We start from the raw sequence: 24,478 nt of genomic DNA, 5'->3' as shown, positions 1-24,478 counted from the left end.
TATCTAGCCAGTGTCGTTTCATTAACCTGGATCATGTCTCACTGTGTAATGATAAATACTTTTCGAATCGGTTCTTTTAGCTCTTCGCCTTTTTCTGATTGTAAACCGTTAATGGTTACATAGTAAATTTCGCCCTTTTGGTAATGGAGCTTTGGCATGATTTTGATTGTCTTGCCGTCTTCACTTACCTGTAATTCGATTTCAACAACATTTCCTTTCGCATCTTTGACGACAACGTTTTCAGGGTTTATCGATACTGTGTTGACCGGCATTGACATTTTAATGTTCCATTCTTTCTGCGGATTGACATTTGTTGTCGTCTCTAAATAGCGGAATGGCTCTTCATTTTCAATTATAAAAATTCTACGAATCGTATTTGGGAAATTTACTTCGCCCGTTTCATTAATCGGGCTAGTGGACCCTTTACTTTGCTCCCCTGTTTGAACAATGAGTGTACCCCCTATTGTTTCGGTTACTACAATCGGAACGGGTTGCCCGTTTTGAGATAATACTAATTTACCATTTGTTAGTACTGGTACTAGATTCGTATTTGGATTTTCGATAAGTGGCGGTGTTTCGATTGGTTGTTCCGGTGGGCTTGGTGGTGTCACAATTGGCCCTGCAGGTGGGCTTGGCACATAAATACTAAAGCTGACTATTTCTGTTGTTTCGTTTCCAGCCAAATCGGCTACTTTCACGATTAACGTATAATTTCCTGCTTGCGAAATGACGGAACCAGTAGTGAATGGAACCTGTGTCCCGTTTCGCTCGAGTGTCGTAGTCATAATAGCTTGTGCATCGTTTGATGTAATGATTGGCGTTACTTGTTGATACGTTTTATTATTTTCTACACCATCAATCGTAATGGTTGGAGCGGTTTTATCAACTGTCACGGCTGTTCCTGTTGTTATGGCTGTCACTTGTGGAGATGCATTTCCAGCTAAATCTTCGAAGTCTAGTGTGAACGGTACTGCACCTTCTGAGTCTCTGTTTTGTATCACATACGATGCTAACCATGTTCTGGCATCAGTCAGTTGCATCACGGTTGCTGGTTTTCCTGCAATCGTAACAGTTGGTGCTACAATATGCTCATTCGCCACAATATTTAACGTAACTGTATCGCCGACTTTGACTTTTGTCGGATCGGTCGTATTGCTTGAATTCATCGTGACGGTTGTTGCGGTTGGTGGGGTTTCGTCAAAAATCACCGCTGTTCCTGTTGTGACCGCTGTAACCTGGTCGCCATCATTTCCTACGTTATCTTTAAAGTCGATTGTAAATGCAACTTCTCCTTCTAAATCACCGGACTGCATTGTGTATGTCGATTCCCACGTTTTTGAATTGCCTTTTTGTGTGGTTGTTACCGATTTTCCTGCAATCGTCACAACTGGTTGTTGCACATCCTCATTTGTTGTAATGGATAGCGTTATCGTATCCCCGATTTTTGCGTTAGCTGGATTTGCATTACTTGAATTCATCGAGACGGTTGTTGCTGTTGGCTTTGTTCCATCAAATACTACTGCACTTGCATTGGTTGTGGCAGTTACTTCTGTTGCTTCATTTCCGATGATATCCTTGAAATTTAGTGTAAATGCTACATTTCCGTCTGGGTCTCCATTTGCCATCGTATAGGTTGCTTCCCATGTTTTTGCATCAGCCTTTTGCGTCACAGTTGCGACTTTTCCTGCAATCATAACAATCGGTGTTTGAATATTTTCACTTGTTTCAAATTGTAGTGTAATCGTATCGCCAATTTTTGCTTTTGTTGAATCCGTGTTGCTTGACTTAATTGTAACTGGTGAAGCTGTTGGTTCCGTTTTGTCAAAGGTAACGAAAGTTCCACTTGTTACCGCTGTAACTTGTGCAGCTTGGTTATTACTTATATCTTTGAAGTCTAATGTAAACGGTATGACTCCTTCTGTATCTCCAGTCTGCATGATATAAGTTGCCTGCCAGTTTTTTGCATCTGCTTTTTTCGTTACAGTTGCAGCTTTTCCAGCAATCAAAACAGTTGGTGCTTCAATATCCTCATTCGCTACGATATCCAGTGTAATGGTATCTCCAACTTTGGCCTTTTTTGTATCTTGCTCATTATTGGATATCATCGTTACATCAGCTGTAGGCGGTGTCTTATCCAATACATGAATCGTAAAGTCTTTATCCAAATACGCTCCATGTTGATTGGTTACACGAATGGTTAGCGTGTATTGGTTCTTTGTATTATAGTCCAGCTCAGTTTTTGTGATTAGACGGTTATTATCTATTTCAAACACTGTGTTGTCCCCTGATTGAATACTATAAGTTAAGGTATCACCAGCTTGAGCAACTGCATTTAAGATACCTACCTCAGTTCCTACAGGCAACTCTTCCCCTACCGTGTTATTAGTCAGTGATAGATCACTTGGTGCTTGAATTACAGTTACTATCCAATTTTTCGTCGTTCCATCTTCTGCTGTTACAACATACGTTACTGGATTACTAAAGTCATTTGCTGTTGTTCCGCTCACTTGATCCATTGCTCCCACCTTTACAGATTGGACATCATCTGACACTGTAAAAGTTGGGGTTAGATTGGTTACATTTTGACTGCCAGCTACAAATACAACTATGGTTCCATTATCAATCGTTGCTGGCTTAAGCTCCTCTGGAATACTAAATGTTAAAATATTTGCTTCACTACTTTTCGTAACTTCGATTGAGGCTGTTTGCGTATTCGATGAAAAAGCAGTTGTTGTCCCATTAGTAGTTGTATCAACTTTTGTTCCTTGTGTACCTGACGTTTGATCCCATCCACTGAATGTAAAACTTGCTGTTTCACCTAGATTGATAGATTTGTAACGGACTTGATCTGTTGCTCGAAGTAAAAGGGCACTTGAATCAGATACTGTTCCAAATGCTTGCCATGTCGAACCATCTAGTGAATATTCCCATGTTCCATTTCCAATCACTTTGTTAATTGCTAATCCTGAGATTGCACCGTTATCAAAATCTGACATCTGTGCTATATCATTTACGGTAACACCTGTGCTTGCAGCATTCTTAGCTATAGCACTAAATGTATAAGGTCCTGAAGTTAAGATTGGTGCATCATTTACGTCCGAAACAGTGAGACTAGCAGTACCTTCATTAGTAGAAAATGCAGTTGAACCTCCATTACTTGACGTATCTACTAAACTAAATGGAACTCCAATAGTTTGATCCCATGCACGAAATTTGAGCATAGGTATTTCACCATTTTGCCCATCAGGAATATATTTAAAAATGTCTGTATCCCTTAATAAAAGCGCATTATTGTTACTGACAGAAGGAAATGGTTTCCATATAGAATCAAGGTATTGCCATGTCCCATTACCTGAAATACTAGTTACTGCGATTCCCTGTGATAATCCGCTATCAGAATCAGTGGAATCTAGAAAACTAGAAACTGTAACTTGCGATGACGCTGTGTCTTCATCGGTATCGTTAAAGGTAACATTTGTATTATTCAGTATAGGAGATTCATTTACATTCGTAACAGAAACTGTAAAATCTTTCTCAACGTAAAGTCCTCCAGAGTCTGTTGATCTTACCTTGACTGAATAACTATTTTTTGTTTCAAAATCAAATACGCCATTTGTCTTTAATACATTTCCTGATATTGTAAAATTCCCTATATCACCAGAAACTAAAGAATACGTGTGAGTGTCACCCGCATCTGGGTCCGTTGTAGTTAACGGTCCAACAGCTGTTCCTGAAGCTTGGTTTTCTGCAACTGAACTATTAGCAAGCGATATGTTTATTGGAGCTTCATTCACATTGGTGACTGAAATTGTAAAAGTCTGATCCTTGGTTAATCCAGCAGTGTCAGTTGCTTTCACAATAATCGAATAACTGTTCTTCGATTCGAAATCAAAGACACCAGTCGTTCTTAATTCATTTCCTACTATTGAGAAGTTATCTACGTCTCCAGAAACTAAAGAATACGTATGCGTGTCCCCTGCATCTTGGTCTGTTGCACTTAACATTCCAACCTTTGTACCAGGTGAAACGTTTTCTGAAACTGTGTGTGATGACAGGGCAAGGGCTGTTGGAGCATCATTTGCATCGGAAACTGAAATTGAAAACGCCTTCTCATAGGTCGCACCACCTGAGTCTGTTACTCTTATTTTTATGGAATAACTGTCCTTTGTTTCATAATCAAAGACTCCTTTTGTTTTTAGTTGATTTCCATCAATCAAGAAGTTATCAGTGTCTCCTGAAACAAAAGAATACGTTTGGGTATCTCCCACATCAGGGTCTGTTGCACTCAACGTTCCAATCGTTGTTTCGGAAGGAGCGTTTTCTAGCAACGAACTATTTGAAAGGGTAATGTCTGTTGGTGGTTTGTTTCCAGTGCTAACATCGGCAATTGTGATGTTGTCAAAGTTAAGGTAAGTGTTATGCCAATTATTAACTGGTCGTAATGTTATGTGTATTTCAGCAACATCCGGGTAATTAATTGTTACCCCAAAAAGATTACTTATTTGTTGAGGGGTAGTAGTTAAAGGGTAATTTTCATCTACAACATTCACAACATTAATTTCATTGCCATCCTTGTCTATTACATCTAATTTAAAATCCTCTATAGATTCGTCACCTTTGTAACCACTAATGCCTAAATCCTTAAATGTAAAGGTTTTGCAAGTATTTCCACCCTCTGCTTTTATTACAAATGAACTGGTTCCATCACCATTCTTTTGAATTTGATCATCATAAGTAGAATCTTGTTGATCAGGATCAATATATATCCTAGTACCATCCTGACCAAATGTATTACTAATATGAAACTTGTCACCAAGTATTGCGAAACCTGGGCTAGCACTATCGTTTGCACCTAACCCACCAAAATCATAAGTGCCATTAGCAGTTCCTTCTGTTACCGCAAAAGTCTTTACTGGAATTGCTGAAATTAGTGGGATAAATATCATGATAAAAGCGATAAATACACGTGTTATCTGTTGTAATTTTTTTAAGCCAAATCTCTTCCTTCGCCAACAATCCTTTTTATATTCAATTTTCCTCATCATTAATTCCTACCTTAGTTAAAATTTTTATAGGTTACTAGTTTCCCTTTTTTACATATCAGCTTAATCTCGTGCAGGAAAAATACCTTGTAACGCAATAATAAAATTCAACCCTAAATAAGTGCCCTTCTTTTGGTGCAAATTTTCTTGCAAAAGGTCTAATCTCACCTATAAATGGTTCTGTAATATTATTTTCCCTCCTTTGTTCTTATCTGTTTATAAATTTCCCATATCCTTCCTAACCACCACCCCCTTTAGTTGTTAACTTATGACCACTCCACCTGAATGTACAATCCATTCTTATTTAATTGGCATCTTTTAATATGTTGGAGATTATATATGTACCGATTACCTCTATTTTGATAGTTTGCTAGCAATAACTTTCCTACTATTTTATTTTGAAAATAATTAATATTTGTATCTAAATTGGGATAATAGATTAAGTGGAATGCTGCTGAAGCTGGTATTACATCTTCAAAAACTGGATGATTTGGTTCTGTTCCCAACCCCATGTACTAACTTCACTTAGTCTCGAACTTACATAAAGTTCAAACTCTTCTTCCTTAACCTTCGTTGTTTCCAATCAAAAATTACAAATTTAATATATTACTGAACTTTCATTTATATCGGTATATTATATGATAGTTATTATGGGAAATTTGGAATATATTATAAAAATAGTTCTTTCTTAACTATTTATTCCATAAAGAAAAACTTAGGAAAAGAAATATGAAATAACCCAACTACTTGTTTGCCTTTAATTAAAAATGCAACTTCATGGGTAACACCATAAAGTTGCATTTTTATTTATTATTATTTATTAAATTTTGGATCGCCGTTGCTGCTTCTGTTCTAGTTGCATTTCCTTGTGGATTAAAGGTTGATTTGTTCACGAATGATTTGCTCATCTGGTTAAATTCGCCCCACATCTAATCCATCTATTATCCTCTATTGATAATGCCGTTAAAAAGCTATACATATTTCATCCCCATTTAATAAAACCCCATTTGGCTTACAGCTAGTGTAAAATGAATTCGATTCGTATCATTTTCTATCGTATTTAAAAAACGGAAAAGGTCCATAAACGTTGATATATCAACGTTTATGGACCTTCGAAAACTTCCTATATTAACCAAAATACACTTAATGATACCGGTGGTCGGGGTCGAAATAACGGTCAAACCCTTTGTATTATAGGCTTTCAAGAAAGATTGTGTAAAATTTGTGTAAAATAATTCATTTAGGTAAACAGGTGATTATTCTCACCTGTTTTTTTGTATCTAACTATTTATTATGTGAATTGAGATCTTTTAGAAGGTGAAGGAGATAATTTTAAAAATCAATAGCATTGATAAGTACATCAAATTCAGTTTGGGAATTAATTGAAGCCAAGAAATTTGGAAAGAGACTGACTAATATTAAACGAGGATTGGTATTGGTTTTAGTGTAATGAGAAAAATAATACTATACTCCTAACTTGATTCCCATATAGAAGAGCTTTTTTCGTATTTTCCAAGGTATAAGTAATATTATTCTTAATGATATATTCAATCTTTTGGTGCCCACCCCTATGTCTAACAGAAAGCTCACATACTATATATTTGTAAATGCTCATTAAAACGACAATCTAAATACGCCTTCGGCTACTAGATTAAAATGTACTCATTCTAATCTCTTAGAGCTACTGTATACTTCAAACAATGCCCTTTTATCACGAATATTTTTATGACTGCTATAGATTCTTACATCACTATTATGTAATCAATTGATTTTCTTGAACCGTTCATAAAAGCTATTCATTTTTGCTGCAGTGCTCTGTCCACAGATGAAAAAAATGCATTGCTTTTATTTTAAGACTGCTCATTATAAATACAATATAAAAGCCTTTAGAAACCACCTAGAACTATTTATAATATCATTTGTATAAAAATTCCCACTACATAGATTTCTAAGGTTCATATCTGACACATAAATACCATAAAATGATGTTCAGCTATATAATTCTATACTTTTTCAAATTAGATAAATTTGAGACCTTCTGTGGGGGTGTAGTAGCTAATTGCCTAAATATAAGCTTTTTGAGATGCAGGAGGCTTAATTATGAAATTACCCCACTACTATTTAATATATAGGTTTTCGGCGTTTTTCGGTCGAATCGAAAAAAATTTTATCACTTCTTTTATGTAGTTTTAAAATTAGCACCAATAAATAAAAAGTCCACTCAAGTTTGTACTTAAGTGGACAACAATTATTACTTTTCTAAAATAGAATCTAATAAATTCTTGTTCATCTGTTAACATACTTTATTGACCTTTAATAACTTCCCCTATACACATCCGTTGAGAAATAATAGCCTTTTTTTAATTGGTGAGACATACATTTCGTACATTCATTTACCTCTTTACGAAAAGTTTGACCGCAACACTGACACTTTATTACTTTCTGAGTATTTATAATACCTATATCCCTTGCCTTAAATAATATGTCAAATGAGTCATCTAAACTTAATCCTAAATGCCTTTGAATATAGTTTGGAGTAAAGAATTGAGCTGAAGAATGTAAGTTTTTTAATATAGAATCTAATTTGTAAACCACAGACTTATCATATCCTTCTATATTTCTTAACTGTACAAAATACATCTCACTTCTCTCCTTTCAATCTATACTCTAGAACTAATTTTACTAATTACTTCACTTGCTTTAGGATGTTTGAACATACTAAGCTCTTTAACTATTTTTTCAATTTCATGTCTGTCATTTATTTCAAGTGCTTCTTCTAAAAGCTTCTCTTTAATTTCAATAATTTCCAATTCCCTTAAATGAAAGTCATCTAATTCAACAGGTTCATCATTAAACTCTACATTGCTCATTCCAACATTTAAAGGTGTGCCCTCTTCTAAAGAGACCCGATTAGCTTCTAACAATCTTTTACCTGCTCCACTTAGTTTATACACTTTTTTTATCTGATTATTTTCTATTTCAGATGACATTTCTAAAGCAGTACACATTGTACATTCAACGTCACCCTCATTTAAAGATAGTTCATCAAACGTGTTTATATGATGATCATGCTCACAAAGGATTTCATAATCCACCTTTATAAATCCTTCATCTAATAAATAACTTAATAATTTGCCAGCATCTTCATTTGACAATAAGCATCTAAATGCAAAATATCTTTTAGAAAAACGTTTTAAAATATGTTTATTAGCGCCCATGCAAAATTCAATAAATACAGCCTCTAAGGTTTGAGTATCTCCAAAATCTAAAATTTCATTCTTAGTTACTTGTAAACCTTTTAAAGCCGATACTATATTCAACACTATTTTATTCATTTCTACTTCAGATACTAATTTTGCTACCCTTATATTCCCTTTTGAAGATAACAAAATTTTTGTATCTGTATCTTGTAAAGTAGACCAAACAGATTCAGGTGTACCTTCCGTACCTAAATCTACAGCAATAATATCCCCGTTATCGTCTTTTACATGTATTACTGCACCATTTTTGACACTAATAAATTCGCCTTCTATCTGAGCTTTTTTAACACTTACCCCTTCAGTACCCCAAACGATAGAAAATTCTTTAGCATTTAGTTCTTCTAAAATAGCTGTATAATAGCCTCTATCTATAACTAATGATTCTAGATTTAAAAAATAAGTGTTAATTTTTCTTTCTAATTGTTTTTGAACAGTCAAATTAGATCTAATTTCTAATACATTTAGATCCTTATGAATTACAATTATTCCGACTTGTTTAACATCTACTGTAGTATATGTCCATCCAGCATTAATTTTCTTTGAAGAGGTATCTTTTTCAACAAAAATATAATATTTATTGTTAACCTCTTCTTTTTCAATAATTGTCCAATCATCAATTGTAAATTCATTTATTGAATCGAAATTAATTTCTTCATAAGTATAAATATGAGAACTACTTGGTTTAAATATATGTTTATACTTAAGCAATAATTCTGCACCTAATCGAATATTCCTTGTTTTTAAATTATCTACGACATCCTGTTCTTCAGCTCTGGTTAATTCTAATTCTTTTTTTAGGTCTTCTAATTCTTTCTTTGAGAACATGTGTACAATTCGCTCAATATGATCAACTGACATTTTTACCTCCTACTTACTTTTCGTAATACTACAGCAATAAATAAAGCTAAAATTAAATTACCGCTTATTACTTCTACTACAGATATCCAGTTATTACTTTCCAATAAATAGGGGGTTGTACTAAATCCACTAAACAATGATAAGCTAAATAAAATACAACTATATAAATATTCTATTTTGCTCTCTTCTTTTGTTATAAAAAATGGATTGTTATTATCTCCGCCAATGATAGTAACGTCATTAGAAAAATAATAATAGATTATAAAAATCAAATTAATTATTAAACTAGAAATAAATAAATTTTTCAATTTTTCCCCATATCCTGTTATCCACTTAAATGACTCATATTTTAAGCATCTAAAGAAATAGCTAAATTTCTCTGAGAATTTTTTATTCTTTATAAAAACATTCCAATAATGCTTCCTTTTACACTCCATTTCTTTTAAATAAGCCTCGCCACACTTATCATAATCCCCATTGTCTCCGTAATAATTCTTAGCTAGTCCATAACATTTAATAGCCTCTCTTAATTTTCTTTGTTCAATATATATACGGGCTGCTTCTTCGATACATTCTGCAGCTTCTTTATAATGATTTATAGAATGAAATCTTTTAGAAGCTTTGTCGTATTTATTTGCCGCAATCATTCTTTTTTGTTCGTCTATAAATTGACTACTTTCATAAGTAATATTTGCTGCTTGCTTTAAACATTCTGCCGATATATAAAAGTTACCCTCATCAAAGGCCTTTTGAGATAATGTCTCTAACCTTTGTAAATAACTTTGATTAAATCTTAATTTCTCTTCTGTACTATCATGATATTCCTTAATAATTTGGTCAAACTGTTGCTTTATTTCAGTCAACTTTGCACTTCCTTTAAATGCTACAGATTCTAGAAAAATACTTGGACTGCGCCAACTTTACAATGCCTACTTATCTTTTAAAAAACAAAGTTAGTTAATATCAACCACAACACTCTTCTTAATATCGTTATTATTAATTCAATTGTACTATACTGGAAATTACTAGGCTAGAAATGATTTTAACAAATCGCTATTGTGATGCTAGGGGCATCCATTATAAAGAGTTAACGGAAATTATCAAAACTTAAAGGAAGTGAACTTGTAAAAGAATTGATTGATCGCGGTATTGCTGTACATATCTTAAACATGGGGCTACTTGATAATACCCCAGCTTCTAAATTGGTTCGTAACATCTTTTTTGCATTTGCTGAATTTGAACGTGACATGATTGTAGAACGCACTCAGGAAGGTAAAGCAATTGCAAAACAACAACCAAATTTCAAAGAAGGTAGACCACATAAATACACAAAGAAACAAATGGATCAATACAATTACTAAGTAACAATTCATATAATCAGGTTGCCACGCTAACTGGTATATCAAAAAGTACTTTGATTCGTGAAATTAAAAGAAGAAACATATAAATCATGTGAGGTGGAGTAATCGAAAAAGGAGAGATTCCATCAAAAGCTGCAAAGGTATTTCTAGATGTATTAAGAAATAATAATCATTAAATATATAAACCTAACTTCTTGGTATTATGATGGAGAAATTAGGCTTTATATATTTCTTGGCTACCGATTTAATTAATAGGGACAGATGTACTTATTCCATAATCGCACCCGATTGTTGAATAAAGGGTTTTTGAGTCTTCAAATTGGTATTTGGAGATATATTATGTATATTATTTATTGCATGGCACAATCCATTATTTCCTGATAAAGCATATTCCATTTAGGATAGTAAGTAGAGACATCTTTCGAGTTAATAAAGGTATGGTGAGTAGACTCATATCCACCTTCAAATGGTAAAATTTTATGATATTTATATTGTTCTTTAGTTACGTTAGACAACCTACTAAAAAGATTGTTACTATTCCAAAAAGGGCAATAAGTATCTAATTTTTTTCATAATATCGCCTTATTTATACATTATATGGTTATAATAAAAAATTTCCCATCATTATTATTGCATATAAAAAACAACGAACTTTACGAAAACAGCCTTCTAAAAAGAACACTATTGACCGAAAATACGGCCAATAGTGCTCTTAAAATTATACTTGGAAGTCTATACATACAGTCAATAACACATCACATCATCTATGGTGTCCTCAATTACGCCCCTTTAAGGAAGTATTAATTATATTTTTTTGATATTGTAGGGTAATTAAAATGCTATTTCTACTACAAAATCATCTGCTAATACAAATACACTATTATTGCATTGATAAACGCCTATGTATTCAAATGCATCAGGTAATATCAATATATCAATAATTTCATTTTTCTGTATATCTACTAGTAATAGTTCATGATTATATTGAAATTCCCATTGATTATCTAATTCAATATTTTTAGGTATATACATAAGAATATATTTATCTAAAATAATATAACGATTAGTTGTAACACCATAATTTAAATACAAATCAAAATTATCTTCATCTTCACCGTTTTCTTGTAAGTAGTGTTGACGAACAGACCGAACATATTCATTAATACAAGTCAACGGACTTAAAACATTTTGATTAAATATAAATAGTTGACCTAAACAATCGATATTCTCATAATCAGCATCTTGATTTCTATTTTGTCTTAATACTGTATCGTGTATAGCATAAACCAATAAAAACTGTTCATTATATTTAACATCTATAGGATATAAACCGCTTAATTGCAATGCTTTTTGTGCGTGTTGGAAAAAAATACTCCAATCATTCGAAGCCTCTTGTAAATTTCCATTAATTAGCTCAAAGAAATCTTGATAAAATAATACTTTATCTTCTTCAAATTCCCAATCTGTACATACGATTTGAACACCATTAGTGCTTGGTAAAATAATTAAATGTTTAGCATCGTCTATTACATCATTTTCAACATATGTTAGTTTTTCTTTATTTTTATCATAAAATAACCAACAATAATTCTCATTGTCTTCATAATCTGGTGTATTTATGACTAAAGGATTGTAAAGAAAAAATTGTCCATTTGAATCAGAGTATACTTTATCTAGTACATTTAATAATCCTCTTTCAAATTCACTAGAATCATTTATCCCTAAAGATTCGTAGTTAATTATCGTATCTACTGCTTCCAAGTCCCCAATTACTTCTATTGCTGAAGAAAATGTTGGCCAAGTATAGTAAGTTTCAAATATATCCGAATTGGCATCATAAAATTCACTAATATGTAACTGATTGTGAATAACCGCTCCTTGTGATGCTGACTCGTTAAGGTTGAAAATATTTTTTATATACATTACTATACCTACTTTCAATGAATTGATATAATGAATTTTACCAAAACCTATGCTACTTTCATACTATTTTTTTAGGAGGGTTATTATGTCAATATCTATTTTACAAAACACAAAATTTGATCCTTCAATACCTTTTTCAATATCAAGTGGTTTTTTAGAAACAGATATTAATTTCTCGATGGAAAGAACATCTATTCTATCACCTAGTACAAATTATATTTCAATTTTAAAAACAGTAGGTTTCAATCCTAGTATGCCTTTTTCACTATCAAACTCGCCTGTTATCTGTAATAATTGTAGTTCATTTGTTACTTCACCTACTTATTTTGAAAATCACATTTATTGTTCAGAGGATTGTGCAAAAGAAAACCTAATACTGGTTAATAAAGTTTCTACTCTATGTAAAGTTACAGGACTTGATCCCGAAGAAATTAAACACACTATGACAATCAATCAATGGACACTAGACAATTTTATTGAAAATATAGACGATTCTTTAGAAGCTATATCAAGAGGGGCTTCAATACCTGTTGCCACTGCATCAGCTTTTAGAAACGCTGGTGTGTTTAATACTTTAAGTAATAACCTATCAACTTATAATACTATGCGTGGTGGTGCGAATGGTTTCAAAGGATTTGTTTTTGAAGAATTACATGCTGCCAAAGCAACTGTTTCTGGTACACCAACTTCAGTCCTTGCTAATAATGGGGTTGCTGATTTCTTAATCATTAATTCTGACGGTAAGCAGATTTTTGGACAAGCTAAAGCTGGCTATCAAAATACTTATATTGATTTTAGTAAGTATTCAGGACAGACAATCGTTGTAGACAAAGGAAATACACAGTTAATTGAACGTGCTAAATCTGCAGGACTACAGGTAATTGAATCTGATGTTAGCTTGAAACAAAGTTCTCGTCTAGCTGATATTATGAAATTAGAAAGCCAAATCCTAAGAACATCCAATGCTAATTTAACAGCTAAACTATATTCGTTAAACCAAGCTGGTATTACTGCCGCAAAATCAGGAGCTACTTTTGGTGCTGGCTTCAGTATAGGTAGTAATATTGTTGAAATTTTTTCTGGTGACAAAGATTTAGGAGAAGCTGGCGTAGATATTGTGCGTGATACAGCCATTGCTACAGCATCAAGTTATGTAATCGGAGCTGCTGCAAGCACAACTATCGGTACTGCTGTTACTGGAGCTGTTGCAAGTACGGCGGTTGGTAGTACAGTTATAGCTGGAGTTGGGACACTTACTGGAGCTGTTACTGCAGGTACAACAGCTGTTACAAGCGCGATAGCTGGATCTACTGTTGGAGTAGGAGTTGCAAGTGCGGCAACAGGACTTGCAACTGCAGCTGCAAGTACAGCTGTCGGTACGGCCGTTACTGGAGCTGCAACGGCTGTTGCTGGTACAGCTGTAGGCGGGGCTGCAATTGCTGGAGCTGCTGCCGTTGGTGCTGCTGCTGTTGCTGCTGCTCCTGTTGTTTTAGGCGCTGCTGCCGTTGGTGGTTTAGTAACCTTAGGTAGAAAAATATTTGGTAGATAATAAAATCATATTTTTACAAAAAGAGAGAAGATTACGTACTACCTTCTCTCTTTTCAAGTTTAGATTTTTAACTAATTAAATGTTGGTTTTACAACTAACGTTCCAAAAATTTATTTCCTCATTTGGAACCTTTAATGGATACATACCTTTATACTCACTCAAGGAAGATAGCTATTGTTGAAAAATAATACCGAAGATTTGTACTACCGTATCGAAGATGCCAGGTTATTTATATGCGTTCTTTGATTACGGGCTTACTTTTGAATCAGTTATATCTTCAATATTTACATTTGGTAAAATAAGAGTCTTTACAACCAAGCGAGAGCTTCACAATGTATGAAGTATTTGGGTAACCCTTCATAAAATTTTTATTATAGTGATAGGTAAGCCTTTGACGTTATCTCCAACTTTTCCCCCACTTCACACCGTACGTGAGACTTTCACCTCATACGGCATTCCAACTAATCCAATTCATTCAATATTTTTATGTTTGTGCAAGATGCAATTTTAGAATCAGATAGCTTCGTTCAGACATTGCTCACGCAATTCATTAACCTTTTTAAGTTGCTTTTTATTTAATTCGAGTGTGTTTAACAACACTTGTATTTTCTCTCGATTACTCATATGAATTAGGCGATGAACAGCTTGATGCACGATTATTAAATTCCCGTTTGAATCATCTTTTGTAAGATGATATGGTGTTTTATGATGACAATGCCAATCGTCTAGTCCTAATTCGATTCCTGTAACAGCGCATTTTCCATACTGTGCAATAAACCGACTAATCCGATTATCGTTATATTCAATGGAACGGCTAGGAATAAATTGTTTCATTACGTAAACGAGTGTTTGTTTATTAATGGCTCGCAAATTTTGATGAATCTTATTCCTACCTGCGGTAGTATAATTACAGATTGTTTGAGAGAAATTTAGATTCACCTTACAGCGTTGGGCATGAATTGGTACAAGTACCATTTCTTTTATTTTATAAAGCCTACATTCATATCCCCTATACCTTTTCTGTAAGGATTTTGTGAGGTTCTGAAACGTTGCTTCTTTTCTTATTTTATTTAGACGATTATATAACGCTTTATGAAGACGACTGTTCAGCTCAATTAAATCATCCGTGATGTGTGACGCTGCAGAATAATAATTTTGGATTCCCATTATTACTGTATTAAAACGCCAGACATTTTCCACGGATTGATGTTTTTGAATAGCTTTGATGGCTTGTTTCGCTTTTATATGTGCATTTTTGAGTGCTTTCTTTGTCATATGGGAGCGAGCAACATAGAGAATTCTTTATTTGCCCTTTTTCGATGCGCTTTAATTCGAAAACCTAAAAACTCTGATGAGTTTTTCTTTAAGTTGACTACTTTTGATTTTTCTTCACTAATTTCAAGGTGTAGCCTTGTTTGAAGAAAATCTTTGACGGCATAAAACACTTTAATGGCTTGAGATCGAGTACGGCACAGAATCTTAAAGTCGTCTGTGTACCTCACAATATAGCAATGTTTTAAATTCGATTGTTTCAGTGCATTATATCTGCCACTATAAGTTTTATATAGCTTTCGCGTTTCAAAGCTTTCTCATTGATGACTGACCCACCAATCAAGTTCATTCAGTACAATGTTAGATAAGAGTAGTGATAGAATACCACCTTGTGGTGTACCTTTTTTGGGGAAACCTTCGCCAAGAATTTCAGCTTTTAGAAAACGCGAAATAATAGAAAGCAAAGCTTTATCTCGAATGCCTAATGACCACATTTGTTTTAATAATTTAGCATGGTCCACATTGTCGAAAAATCCTTTGATATCAACATCTACGCAATGATACAAGCACGCCCGATTAATGAGCGTTTCAAACCTAGCTTTCGCATGGTGTGTATTACGTTTTTGTCTAAAACCATAACTATGCTTATAAAACCTCGCTTCATAAATCGGCTCAAGCACTTGTAAAATACACTGTTGGAACAGTCGGTCCCAAATCGTCGGAATTCCTAAAGGGCGTGTTTTTCCATTTGCCTTTGGAATAAAGACCCGACGAACGGCTTGAAGTCTATAGTGTTCAAACATTTGTTGTATCTTCGATACAACTTCTGATACAGACAATTTCTTTAAATCTTCAATCGTTAATCCATCATAACCAGCCGTTTTACTGCCGGTATTTCGTTTAATATTGCAATAAGCTAATCGAATATTTTCATCAGATTGCATAAAATCGAGTAAATCATAAAAATTTTGACCATTAGCACTTTGAGCATATAAAGAATCAAAATGAGATTGCATATCATAATACTCGTTGTGCCTCAGTTTCTTTCGTTTTAACAAGTCGGTGGCTCCTTTGGGAGCTGAACCTCTATTAGTCTCACAAGAACCTTATTAATCGTTGAAGAACTGCCTTGCATGGTGAATGAATCTTTTATTAGTCTAGTGGCTATCCCTCCACGTTCATTACACCCTTCAACGGTACTATGCCACCACTTTCACTGATATAAAGGAAAGTTATATAATCGCTAATCTCACGATTATTTTCCTTTCCAACGTTTCATCGAAAGTAAGCTCTCCGCTTCATCAGCTTACCACGTTGAATATTATCTATTATGGAACAAACTTAGATGCCTCCTATGAACCTGTTAGCATTGTATGTGCCTGTAACACAAGATGGATTTTTATATTGTTGATTCTTACTCACCCATATCTAATCCCACATTTAGTGATATACACATTTCTATGTATTGCCAGTCTAGACCCGTACATTCAGAGGTTCGTCAGCAATAAGGTTTACTGTCCTATTGGTTGCATTCTCACCATATTTGTTCAACCCAAGCACCATGATTTACACCACTCCATCGAGTAGGGTTTCGTCAGCCGAACTGTTACGGTAAATTCTCACGCCTATTAGCCGAGCTTATAACACACTTTTCCTTACTAATCAGCGTGCTATTCGACGCAGGGGGAGCCTTTCAGAGCGTTACTTCATCATTCGACTCCTTGATAATATCCTTCAATTTAATTCGTAAATTGCCTGACCTTTACCGAGATTGTGTTAGCCACATCTCATTTGAATCAGGAACGTGTCGCACCAATTAAATGGCCCGATTGTTGAACAAGTCTAAACGATTCCCGAACTAAGTTACAGTGGTAGACCATATATACTCATAATTTTTAAAGAAGAAATTTAACTAAAGTTAAAGGGCAGCTCAATAAGAACTACCCTTCTTTGTTTTTCTCTATAAATCGATTTATCATATCAATATGTTCTTTCTTATAGCGTTGTCGTCCATACTTTGCAAGTTGGGCCATTTTTTTTGGATCACCACCGTATGCATCAAGGATTAATGCATAAGTAGGGGCGGCTTGATTCATAAACCACATCTCTTTTTCTTCCACAGTTTGAGGTTCTACTGGATTCGTAGAGAGTGAAAGTGCATCTACACCATTGAGGAACTTATCCCAGAACCGCGCTGTTTTCCAACGACTACGGTTCTTCTCTTTGCCTTTAATCGTAAAACGAATATAATGCTTCAATATACCACATACTGTCTGCCCGATCGTTCTTTCGCCATCTTCTTCTGTTGCCAATATTTTTGCTACAGTTTGTGCACGTTCATTACGTAGTTGCACTTCTGTTCTATTCCAAAAGTTAATATCCTTTGGAACATTATAATTGTTGTTACTACGTTCACTTAACTTATCATACATCCGAATCTGAATATCCGACTTTGAAGATCCATAATAAATCGTTAAACCCTGTCCTAATCCAGTTCTTGTTTCATAGGACTGTTGGATATTTGCTAACTTGAATTTAGAAACAAGCTCTCGTCCTTTGATTTTTTTCTGAATTTCTTTTAATTTGAAGAATCCTTTGAAATCATCTACTGCAATGTCTAACCGCGAGAAAGATACCTCATAACGAAGAAAAACTTCAAATAGCTCTTTCCAAGACAATAAATTGTAGCCTTCATACTCTCTGCAACCTCGTCCTTTCATCTCTAAATGGATTCCCATATCTTCTTGACCATCAAAGTAAACCGAAATACTACCGCAACGTATTGATCGTCTATACCCATAACGTCCTGTATCTGGATAAAACTTGTCGAAATTCATCTGCAAAAGGTCTGTAACAAGTTGCTCCGTTCCGACTGTTTTGAAGGTGGCTTCAACCCAGTCTACACAAGCTCTCAAGCCGTTTTCTAATGTATTTTCTACCCCCCTGTTAGAGTACGGGAATACGAAGTCTTTTTTCTCTTTTTTCATACTTATTTATCCTCCTTTGCTTGTCTGGAGGAAACGTAAGCAGTTGAAATATCACTATCAATACTAAAAATATGGTAATAGAGTTATTTTGAGATTGATCTCCAATAAAAAAGTAGATTCAAAAGAATTGCTAGTTCTTCAAATCTACTAGTTTTTATCTATTCATTTTCCTCACGAGGAGAAACCAAAATACTTAGACCTCTCCCTTCTCCATAATCCCACATTTTCACCCAAGGATAAGTACCATCTGGAAGGTAAAATGTTCGAACTTCTAAGTGTTTAATTGGCGACATATCACATTCTGTTCCATGTTCTCTTGTTGCAGGGTGAATATCAATTTCTCTACCAGTATCATTAAAATACTCAAATTTCATGAATCTCACCCCCTATATCATCTTGTACCACTATCTTGGTAACACTAATCCAGTTTTTATTTAAACTTTATCTTTTGCCCTGTTGTTTTTGTTCATCTATCACACGATAAATTTCATTTAACTTTTTTGTGAGCTCCTCATCATGAACCCATGTTCCTCTTAACATCTTATCTACTTCATTAAATGGTAATCCAAAAAACGGTTTGTCCAAATCATACTCGTATTTCTTTTTAGTCATCAGAATATCTCCCCAATCTTAATCACATTTGATCTCATACAATTATCAAATGAATATTTTTCATACATTTAAATATACTATAGTTAATATTTTAATACAATAAACAACTATAGTTTATTCTTTTGTTATTTATTCTAGGCTTTACTAAACCTAGAGGTGATTACTATGGGTATTTCAGAAGTAATAGGTGAAAGAATTCGATTTTTAAGAAAAGAAAAGAAAATGAGCCAAGAGGAATTAGCACATTTAGCCTCTCTATCGAATACATATATTGGACAGGTTGAAAGAGGAGAAAAAAATATTACTGTAGAGAGCTTAAGTAATATAGCGACGGCTCTTAAAGTACCACTAGAAGATTTATTCCGATTTTCTGAAACTAAATCAATAAACAGTGAAGTATTATTAAAAATTGTTGATAAACTACATGATAGATCTTTAGCGGAGCAAGAAGAAGTCCTAAAATTAATTGATATCATCTTAGGTTTAGTCGATAGTAAGTAAAAAAATATACTAAACTAATAAAAATAAAAAGATGAACAAGGAAATCGTAGTAATTTATCTCGTTCATCTTTAATTTTAGGCTGTGATTCTTTATCAAATAAAAGATCTGGGTAGTTCAAAATTCTTGTTAAATATAATTCTCCCAAACTTCTACAAAAGCGCCCGATTGCTTAAAATCACTATTAACTAAAGCCTCAGTTAGTTATTCGTTATCCAAGCCTAGATTATTATACATATAGTTAACTTACCTAATTATTTATCACTTATTTAAGAAGTAATTTCATTTCTTTTACTAAGTAATCCTTTAATTGAGTATCCCAAAACCCCTTATTTAATTCTAAGATATCATCTATGTTTACGGAGGGATTATTTAAATGCTGATTAGATAAATACATAACTTTCACATTAGGATATTCAGAGGTATCTGTTACCTTTCCCCACCGATTATGGTCATTTGCCTTACATAGTACAATACCTAATGTTTTCAAATTCTCCACCGATTCTAGCAAAATATGACTTGTTCTTTCAGGTATAGAATTCTCATCTCTGACTAACTCTAACTTACCCGTTTCTTGATTTTGTTTAGCTAGGTAGCGTTTAAACTTTACGTTAAATTCATTAAAGAATTTCATTCTGCTATGCATATTTTCTACCCAATTATCTTCTGCATAAGAAATATCACATTTGCATTCAAAAATGGCACACACCCTACTTTTTTCCTCGTCTACTTTTTCTAACACAAGAATATCTGGCTTAAAGAATTGTTTGTACTTACCTTCTTCTTTACAATATTTAGATAAATGAAAATCAATAATAAATGAATATCTATTATCTAATACAGTACTTAAGAATTTAGCGAATTCTTCCTCATACGCATCACTAATAGGAGATTTGGATCCTCTCTGAATTCTATCGCTGATAATTTTATCATCCGATTTCAAATCATAAATCTGTTTCATTCTTTTTACTAATTCATATACCTTTGATTGGAACTCGGTAAGTTTCCTCATAAGTGTTCCCCCCTCATTTATTCCCTTTAATATATATCGTGTACCCCATATCTACATTTCCGATATAAGATAGTACATCACTCCCTAGACTAGATGTTTCCATAAATTTGATAAATACCATAATCAATTTCATTGTTTTATAAAGTATGCCAATTCACTTAACTTTAAAGTCCATCCAATCAATTTGAATTATATACGTTTTTAACAATTTCCATTAAGTTTTATCTACTCTTATTTACTTACATCTAATTATTAACTTGCTGGTGTAAATTCTGGACAAGGTGGTTACAAAACGGGCGGTGGATTACAAGGTGTAGGAGCATAACCCAGTAATCATTACATCAGAACCGTCAAATTCACTAAAGGTAACAACTTTAGCATCGCCTTTATAAAATATACCGCTATTATCTATCTACTACGCATATTTAATACTTCCACCTAAATTCCGCTATACATCAGGTTTTAGCCCCGCATATTACATTTTCATAATGGCTGTATTTTTAAAACTTAATATTACTCAGCAATATATAATCAACTTAACCCATAGTAGTCGCTTTAATGTGGCTTACAGAATAAGAACACAACATAGGAGGTTATCAACGTGAATAATTTTTTAGAAAAAAATAATTTTCAAGCACTCCCCGATTACTTAATAATTTCAAAATCAGATTTAGAAGAGATGCTGCAACAGCAACTATTAGGAACATATTGGTCAATGAAAGATCTTGAAAAGCAGGTTAACAGAAAGCATGAATGGATAAAGGAACATATTCTCTACCCAGCTAAATTCAGAAACCTACTTGATATCGAATGTGGTGGATTCGTCTATTATCCTAAAAGCAAAGGTCAAACATGGGCATTCAATGCTCTAAAAATGGCAGAATTTCTTCACGATAATTTTTCTGAGATATTCTCTGACAAGAATCAACTCATGTAAGTTTTAATAATAATTTCCTATTTTTTACTATGTACAAATTCATATAATTAATTCTATGATTAAGGTGACCGTTATTTCTCCTGGTCACCCTTCAGAAATATAAGAGGGTGAATTTAATGGCGAGTATAACAAAGAGAGGAAAAACATATCAATATACAATTAGTTACGTTGTTGATGGAAAACCAAAACCGATTAGAAAAGGTGGTTTTCGTACTAAAAAAGAAGCACAACTAGCAGCAGCTGAAATTGAAGCGCAATTAGCAAAAGGTGTTAATCTAGTTCAAAGAAGTATTCCATTTAATCAATACTTTGAAAGGTGGATTGAACTTTATCGAGCACCTAAAATTACTAATGTAACTTTGAAACATTACCTTTATTCTCTAAAAGCTGTGAAAGAACATTTCCCTAATACACCAATACAGAATATAAAAAGAGACGACTATCAAAAATTCTTAAATACTCTTGGGATTAACAAAGCTAAAGAAACGGTAGATAAGGTACACCGCCATATTAAAGCATGTGTAAAAGATGCTGTTGATGATCAAATTATCCCAATTGATTTTACGAGAAATACTAAACCTACATGGAGCAACTCATCTAAAAAATCAGATGAAAAGCACTTAGACTTCGATGAAAGTGCAAAACTATTTAATAGCCTCTTAGAAAAGCTCGATGAAGGTTTAGGCTACTATCTATTACTTTTAGGATTATCGACTGGAATGCGCTTTGAAGAGCTTGTAGGGCTTACTAGAGGGGATTTTGACTTTGATAACAATACAATCAACATCAATAAATCCTGGGGCTATAAAAAGGATTCTCCGAGAGGATTTGGCCCACTTAAAAATGATCAGTCAGAACGAATTGTTAAGGTAGATCAAGTAACAATGAAGCACTTTGAAAGGTTATTTGAAACTACTCGAACGAATGTTCATGATTTAGTATTTTATAGTCCAATATCTAAGTATCAGGTTATTACCAATACAGCTGTAAATAAACTACTTAAAAAACTTCTAATTGAACTAGATATTGAACCAATAACTGTTCATGGATTACGCCATACTCATGTCAGCGTTCTATTGTATAAGAAGCGATCTATTGAGTATATTAGCAAGCGCATCGGTCATAGTAACGTTAACATAACATACGAAAGATATACGCATCTCCTTAAGGAAACAAGAATAGAAGAAGAGGAGTTAAGCGTAGCAGTATTTGAAAATATGGTTGAAAATCATGTGTAAAAAATGTGTAAAACCATTCGAAAACATATCGTTTTCTAACGTATTCTAGAAAAATAAAAAAAGCTCACAAACCCTGTCATATCAAGGTTTATGAGCTCTATCACTTTTCATATCGTAACTAAAAATAACTTAAAGATACCGGTGGTCGGGGTCGAACCGACACTCCAGAAGGAACACGATTTTGAGTCGTGCGCGTCTGCCAATTCCGCCACACCGGCAAAGTAAAATAATAAAAAAAATATCGGATAAACCGATGTCTTAATAAAAAACTGGAGGCGGCTACCGGATTCGAACCGGTGGTAAGGGTGTTGCAGACCCGTGCCTTACCACTTGGCTAAGCCGCCATTATAATATTGGAGCGGAAGACGGGGTTCGAACCCGCGACCCCCACCTTGGCAAGGTGGTGTTCTACCGCTGAACTACTTCCGCAAAATGGCTGGGGTACCAGGATTCGAACCTGGGCATGACGGAATCAAAATCCGTTGCCTTACCGCTTGGCTATACCCCAATAATTTGATGAAGTTTTCATTAGTTTTTAATGGGGCGACTGATGGGAATCGAACCCACGAATGCCGGAACCACAATCCGGTGCGTTAACCACTTCGCCACAATCGCCATGATAAATACTATGTTTTTGTTTTATTTTATATTCTATGAATGGGGCGACTGATGGGAATCGAACCCACGAATGCCGGAACCACAATCCGGTGCGTTAACCACTTCGCCACAATCGCCATAGTAATATAAAACTATTGGCAGGGGCAGTAGGAATCGAACCCACACCAAAGGTTTTGGAGACCTCTATTCTACCGTTGAACTATGCCCCTATTTAAATGGTGGAGGGGGACGGATTCGAACCGCCGAACCCTAAGGAGCGGATTTACAGTCCGCCGCGTTTAGCCACTTCGCTACCCCTCCAGTTAATGGTGCCGGCGATAGGAGTCGAACCCACGACCTACTGATTACAAGTCAGTTGCTCTACCAACTGAGCTACACCGGCAAAATTAAGAGTACTTATTATATAAAGATGGGTCGAGACGGAATCGAACCGCCGACACTTTGAGCTTCAGTCAAATGCTCTACCAACTGAGCTATCGACCCATTTTATGGCGGTCCCGACCGGGATCGAACCGGCGATCTCCTGCGTGACAGGCAGGCATGTTAACCGCTACACCACGGGACCATTTGGTTGCGGGGACAGGATTTGAACCTGTGACCTTCGGGTTATGAGCCCGACGAGCTACCGAACTGCTCCACCCCGCGAAAATACTATTCATTTTAATAATTATGGTGGAGGATGACGGGCTCGAACCGCCGACCCCCTGCTTGTAAGGCAGGTGCTCTCCCAGCTGAGCTAATCCTCCGTGCTGGATATTCTATAAATGGTGACCCGTACGGGATTCGAACCCGTGTTACCGCCGTGAAAGGGCGGTGTCTTAACCACTTGACCAACGGGCCAGACAATCTGGCTGTCTAAGATGGCGGAGAGTAAGGGATTTGAACCCTTGAGACAGTGTTACCCGCCTACACGATTTCCAATCGTGCTCCTTCGGCCTCTCGGACAACTCTCCAAGAAGATGGCTCCGAAGGTAGGACTCGAACCTACGACCAACCGGTTAACAGCCGGTTGCTCTACCACTGAGCTACTTCGGAATATTTTTATATTATTGCTAAAGAGTTTAACATAAAATGCTATAACCTCTTTGCCATCACACTGCAATTATTATTGAAAGACAAGTATTATTATATCATAATTGAATTTTATTTCAACTATTTTTTATAATTTTTTCATTAAATTACTTATTCTCTCAAAACTGGATAAAGACATTGACATACAAACTTCAAGCTAAAATTGGTTAAGTCCTCGATCGATTAGTATTCGTCAGCTCCATGTGTCACCACACTTCCACCTCGAACCTATCTACCTC

Annotated in this window: 13 protein-coding genes, 16 tRNA genes and 2 pseudogenes; 5 read left to right on the top strand and 26 right to left on the bottom strand. The window is 34.6% G+C overall.

The window, feature by feature from the left end; genetic code table 11:
* Positions 1 to 38: 38 nt before the first annotated feature.
* The 4 genes from CRO00_RS13090 to CRO00_RS13070 all read right to left on the bottom strand — a co-directional run bounded on the left by CRO00_RS13090 (position 39) and on the right by CRO00_RS13070 (position 10,023).
* Positions 39 to 5,042 (bottom strand): cadherin repeat domain-containing protein, encoded by a 5,004-nt coding sequence (locus CRO00_RS13090; RefSeq protein WP_161946694.1) that lies wholly within the window; start codon positions 5,040 to 5,042, stop codon positions 39 to 41.
* 2,313 nt (positions 5,043 to 7,355) lie between these two features.
* Entirely contained in the window at positions 7,356 to 7,682 is a 327-nt protein-coding gene (locus CRO00_RS13080; protein ID WP_097074111.1) for a hypothetical protein, read from the bottom strand.
* Positions 7,683 to 7,702: 20 nt separating this feature from the next.
* The gene (locus CRO00_RS13075; protein ID WP_097074110.1) at positions 7,703 to 9,160 is read right to left on the bottom strand and encodes a hypothetical protein; all 1,458 of its coding nucleotides are present in this window, start codon (positions 9,158 to 9,160) and stop codon (positions 7,703 to 7,705) included.
* A gap of 2 nt (positions 9,161 to 9,162) precedes the next feature.
* Entirely contained in the window at positions 9,163 to 10,023 is an 861-nt protein-coding gene (locus CRO00_RS13070) for a hypothetical protein (RefSeq protein ID WP_097074109.1), read from the bottom strand.
* Positions 10,024 to 10,260: 237 nt separating this feature from the next.
* Here CRO00_RS13070 and CRO00_RS13065 point away from each other — a divergent pair.
* A pseudogene (locus CRO00_RS13065) lies at positions 10,261 to 10,607 on the top strand (recombinase family protein); the annotation flags it as partial.
* A gap of 745 nt (positions 10,608 to 11,352) precedes the next feature.
* On the opposite strand, the gene CRO00_RS13055 reads toward CRO00_RS13065, so the two are convergent.
* Positions 11,353 to 12,462, bottom strand: coding sequence for a hypothetical protein (locus CRO00_RS13055; protein ID WP_161946693.1), 1,110 nt, complete (start codon positions 12,460 to 12,462; stop codon positions 11,353 to 11,355).
* Between the two features lie 67 nt (positions 12,463 to 12,529).
* On the opposite strand from CRO00_RS13055, the gene CRO00_RS13050 reads away from it, so the two are divergent.
* Positions 12,530 to 13,993: a hypothetical protein gene (locus tag CRO00_RS13050; protein ID WP_097074107.1), complete on the top strand. Its 1,464-nt coding sequence runs from the start codon at positions 12,530 to 12,532 to the stop codon at positions 13,991 to 13,993.
* Between the two features lie 513 nt (positions 13,994 to 14,506).
* On the opposite strand, the pseudogene ltrA reads toward CRO00_RS13050, so the two are convergent.
* The 4 genes and pseudogenes from ltrA to CRO00_RS20195 form a co-directional block, all read right to left on the bottom strand.
* Positions 14,507 to 16,323 (bottom strand): annotated as a pseudogene (gene ltrA, locus CRO00_RS13045) (group II intron reverse transcriptase/maturase).
* An 882-nt stretch (positions 16,324 to 17,205) separates the two neighbouring features.
* Positions 17,206 to 18,252, bottom strand: coding sequence for a replication initiation factor domain-containing protein (locus CRO00_RS13040; protein ID WP_097074106.1), 1,047 nt, complete (start codon positions 18,250 to 18,252; stop codon positions 17,206 to 17,208).
* A 158-nt stretch (positions 18,253 to 18,410) separates the two neighbouring features.
* Positions 18,411 to 18,626 carry a hypothetical protein gene (locus tag CRO00_RS13035; RefSeq protein WP_097074105.1) on the bottom strand — a complete coding sequence of 72 codons (216 nt, stop codon included), beginning with the start codon at positions 18,624 to 18,626 and terminating at the stop codon, positions 18,411 to 18,413.
* A 67-nt stretch (positions 18,627 to 18,693) separates the two neighbouring features.
* Positions 18,694 to 18,864: a hypothetical protein gene (locus tag CRO00_RS20195; RefSeq protein ID WP_161946691.1), complete on the bottom strand. Its 171-nt coding sequence runs from the start codon at positions 18,862 to 18,864 to the stop codon at positions 18,694 to 18,696.
* 165 nt (positions 18,865 to 19,029) lie between these two features.
* Between CRO00_RS20195 and CRO00_RS13030 the strand changes: the two genes are divergently transcribed.
* Positions 19,030 to 19,365: a helix-turn-helix domain-containing protein gene (locus CRO00_RS13030; protein WP_097074104.1), complete on the top strand. Its 336-nt coding sequence runs from the start codon at positions 19,030 to 19,032 to the stop codon at positions 19,363 to 19,365.
* Positions 19,366 to 19,628: 263 nt separating this feature from the next.
* Here CRO00_RS13030 and CRO00_RS13025 read toward each other — a convergent pair whose 3' ends face one another.
* Complete coding sequence (locus tag CRO00_RS13025; protein WP_097074103.1) at positions 19,629 to 20,375, bottom strand: hypothetical protein; 747 nt, start codon at positions 20,373 to 20,375, stop codon at positions 19,629 to 19,631.
* Between the two features lie 601 nt (positions 20,376 to 20,976).
* Between CRO00_RS13025 and CRO00_RS13020 the strand changes: the two genes are divergently transcribed.
* Both CRO00_RS13020 and CRO00_RS13015 read left to right on the top strand, forming a co-directional pair.
* Positions 20,977 to 21,312: a DUF771 domain-containing protein gene (locus tag CRO00_RS13020; protein ID WP_237658421.1), complete on the top strand. Its 336-nt coding sequence runs from the start codon at positions 20,977 to 20,979 to the stop codon at positions 21,310 to 21,312.
* A 116-nt stretch (positions 21,313 to 21,428) separates the two neighbouring features.
* Positions 21,429 to 22,550, top strand: coding sequence for a site-specific integrase (locus tag CRO00_RS13015; protein WP_097074102.1), 1,122 nt, complete (start codon positions 21,429 to 21,431; stop codon positions 22,548 to 22,550).
* 136 nt (positions 22,551 to 22,686) lie between these two features.
* Here the strand turns inward: CRO00_RS13015 and CRO00_RS13010 are convergent.
* The 16 genes from CRO00_RS13010 to CRO00_RS12935 all read right to left on the bottom strand — a co-directional run bounded on the left by CRO00_RS13010 (position 22,687) and on the right by CRO00_RS12935 (position 24,203).
* Positions 22,687 to 22,768: transfer RNA gene (locus tag CRO00_RS13010), tRNA-Leu, on the bottom strand.
* Between the two features lie 52 nt (positions 22,769 to 22,820).
* A tRNA-Cys gene (locus tag CRO00_RS13005) sits at positions 22,821 to 22,894 on the bottom strand.
* A gap of 10 nt (positions 22,895 to 22,904) precedes the next feature.
* A tRNA-Gly gene (locus CRO00_RS13000) sits at positions 22,905 to 22,979 on the bottom strand.
* 4 nt (positions 22,980 to 22,983) lie between these two features.
* Positions 22,984 to 23,058: transfer RNA gene (locus CRO00_RS12995), tRNA-Gln, on the bottom strand.
* 31 nt (positions 23,059 to 23,089) lie between these two features.
* Positions 23,090 to 23,165 (bottom strand) — tRNA-His (locus tag CRO00_RS12990).
* A 43-nt stretch (positions 23,166 to 23,208) separates the two neighbouring features.
* Positions 23,209 to 23,284, bottom strand: a tRNA-His gene (locus CRO00_RS12985).
* Between the two features lie 19 nt (positions 23,285 to 23,303).
* Positions 23,304 to 23,377 (bottom strand) — tRNA-Trp (locus CRO00_RS12980).
* Positions 23,378 to 23,384: 7 nt separating this feature from the next.
* Positions 23,385 to 23,468: transfer RNA gene (locus CRO00_RS12975), tRNA-Tyr, on the bottom strand.
* A 6-nt stretch (positions 23,469 to 23,474) separates the two neighbouring features.
* Positions 23,475 to 23,550 (bottom strand) — tRNA-Thr (locus CRO00_RS12970).
* Positions 23,551 to 23,578: 28 nt separating this feature from the next.
* Positions 23,579 to 23,651, bottom strand: a tRNA-Phe gene (locus tag CRO00_RS12965).
* 6 nt (positions 23,652 to 23,657) lie between these two features.
* Positions 23,658 to 23,733 (bottom strand) — tRNA-Asp (locus CRO00_RS12960).
* A gap of 3 nt (positions 23,734 to 23,736) precedes the next feature.
* Positions 23,737 to 23,813: transfer RNA gene (locus CRO00_RS12955), tRNA-Met, on the bottom strand.
* Between the two features lie 25 nt (positions 23,814 to 23,838).
* Positions 23,839 to 23,914: transfer RNA gene (locus tag CRO00_RS12950), tRNA-Val, on the bottom strand.
* Positions 23,915 to 23,933: 19 nt separating this feature from the next.
* Positions 23,934 to 24,008, bottom strand: a tRNA-Glu gene (locus CRO00_RS12945).
* A gap of 21 nt (positions 24,009 to 24,029) precedes the next feature.
* Positions 24,030 to 24,121 (bottom strand) — tRNA-Ser (locus CRO00_RS12940).
* Between the two features lie 7 nt (positions 24,122 to 24,128).
* Positions 24,129 to 24,203: transfer RNA gene (locus tag CRO00_RS12935), tRNA-Asn, on the bottom strand.
* Positions 24,204 to 24,478 lie beyond the last annotated feature (275 nt).

Origin of the sequence: Ureibacillus xyleni, assembly GCF_900217795.1 — a bacterium.
Classification (GTDB): Bacteria; Bacillota; Bacilli; order Bacillales_A; family Planococcaceae; genus Ureibacillus; species Ureibacillus xyleni.
This window is presented reverse-complemented; position numbering and strand designations above follow the sequence as displayed.

Bases quoted from the DNA above. Each gene is read 5' to 3' on its own strand.
- CRO00_RS13090 (WP_161946694.1), bottom strand. From the start codon at position 5,042: ATGAGGAAAATTGAATATAAAAAGGATTGTTGGCGAAGGAAGAGATTT.
- CRO00_RS13080 (WP_097074111.1), bottom strand. From the start codon at position 7,682: ATGTATTTTGTACAGTTAAGAAATATAGAAGGATATGATAAGTCTGTG.
- CRO00_RS13075 (WP_097074110.1), bottom strand. From the start codon at position 9,160: ATGTCAGTTGATCATATTGAGCGAATTGTACACATGTTCTCAAAGAAA.
- CRO00_RS13050 (WP_097074107.1), top strand. From the start codon at position 12,530: ATGTCAATATCTATTTTACAAAACACAAAATTTGATCCTTCAATACCT.
- CRO00_RS13040 (WP_097074106.1), bottom strand. From the start codon at position 18,252: ATGAAAAAAGAGAAAAAAGACTTCGTATTCCCGTACTCTAACAGGGGG.
- CRO00_RS13035 (WP_097074105.1), bottom strand. From the start codon at position 18,626: ATGAAATTTGAGTATTTTAATGATACTGGTAGAGAAATTGATATTCAC.
- CRO00_RS20195 (WP_161946691.1), bottom strand. From the start codon at position 18,864: ATGACTAAAAAGAAATACGAGTATGATTTGGACAAACCGTTTTTTGGA.
- CRO00_RS13030 (WP_097074104.1), top strand. From the start codon at position 19,030: ATGGGTATTTCAGAAGTAATAGGTGAAAGAATTCGATTTTTAAGAAAA.
- CRO00_RS13025 (WP_097074103.1), bottom strand. From the start codon at position 20,375: ATGAGGAAACTTACCGAGTTCCAATCAAAGGTATATGAATTAGTAAAA.
- CRO00_RS13015 (WP_097074102.1), top strand. From the start codon at position 21,429: ATGGCGAGTATAACAAAGAGAGGAAAAACATATCAATATACAATTAGT.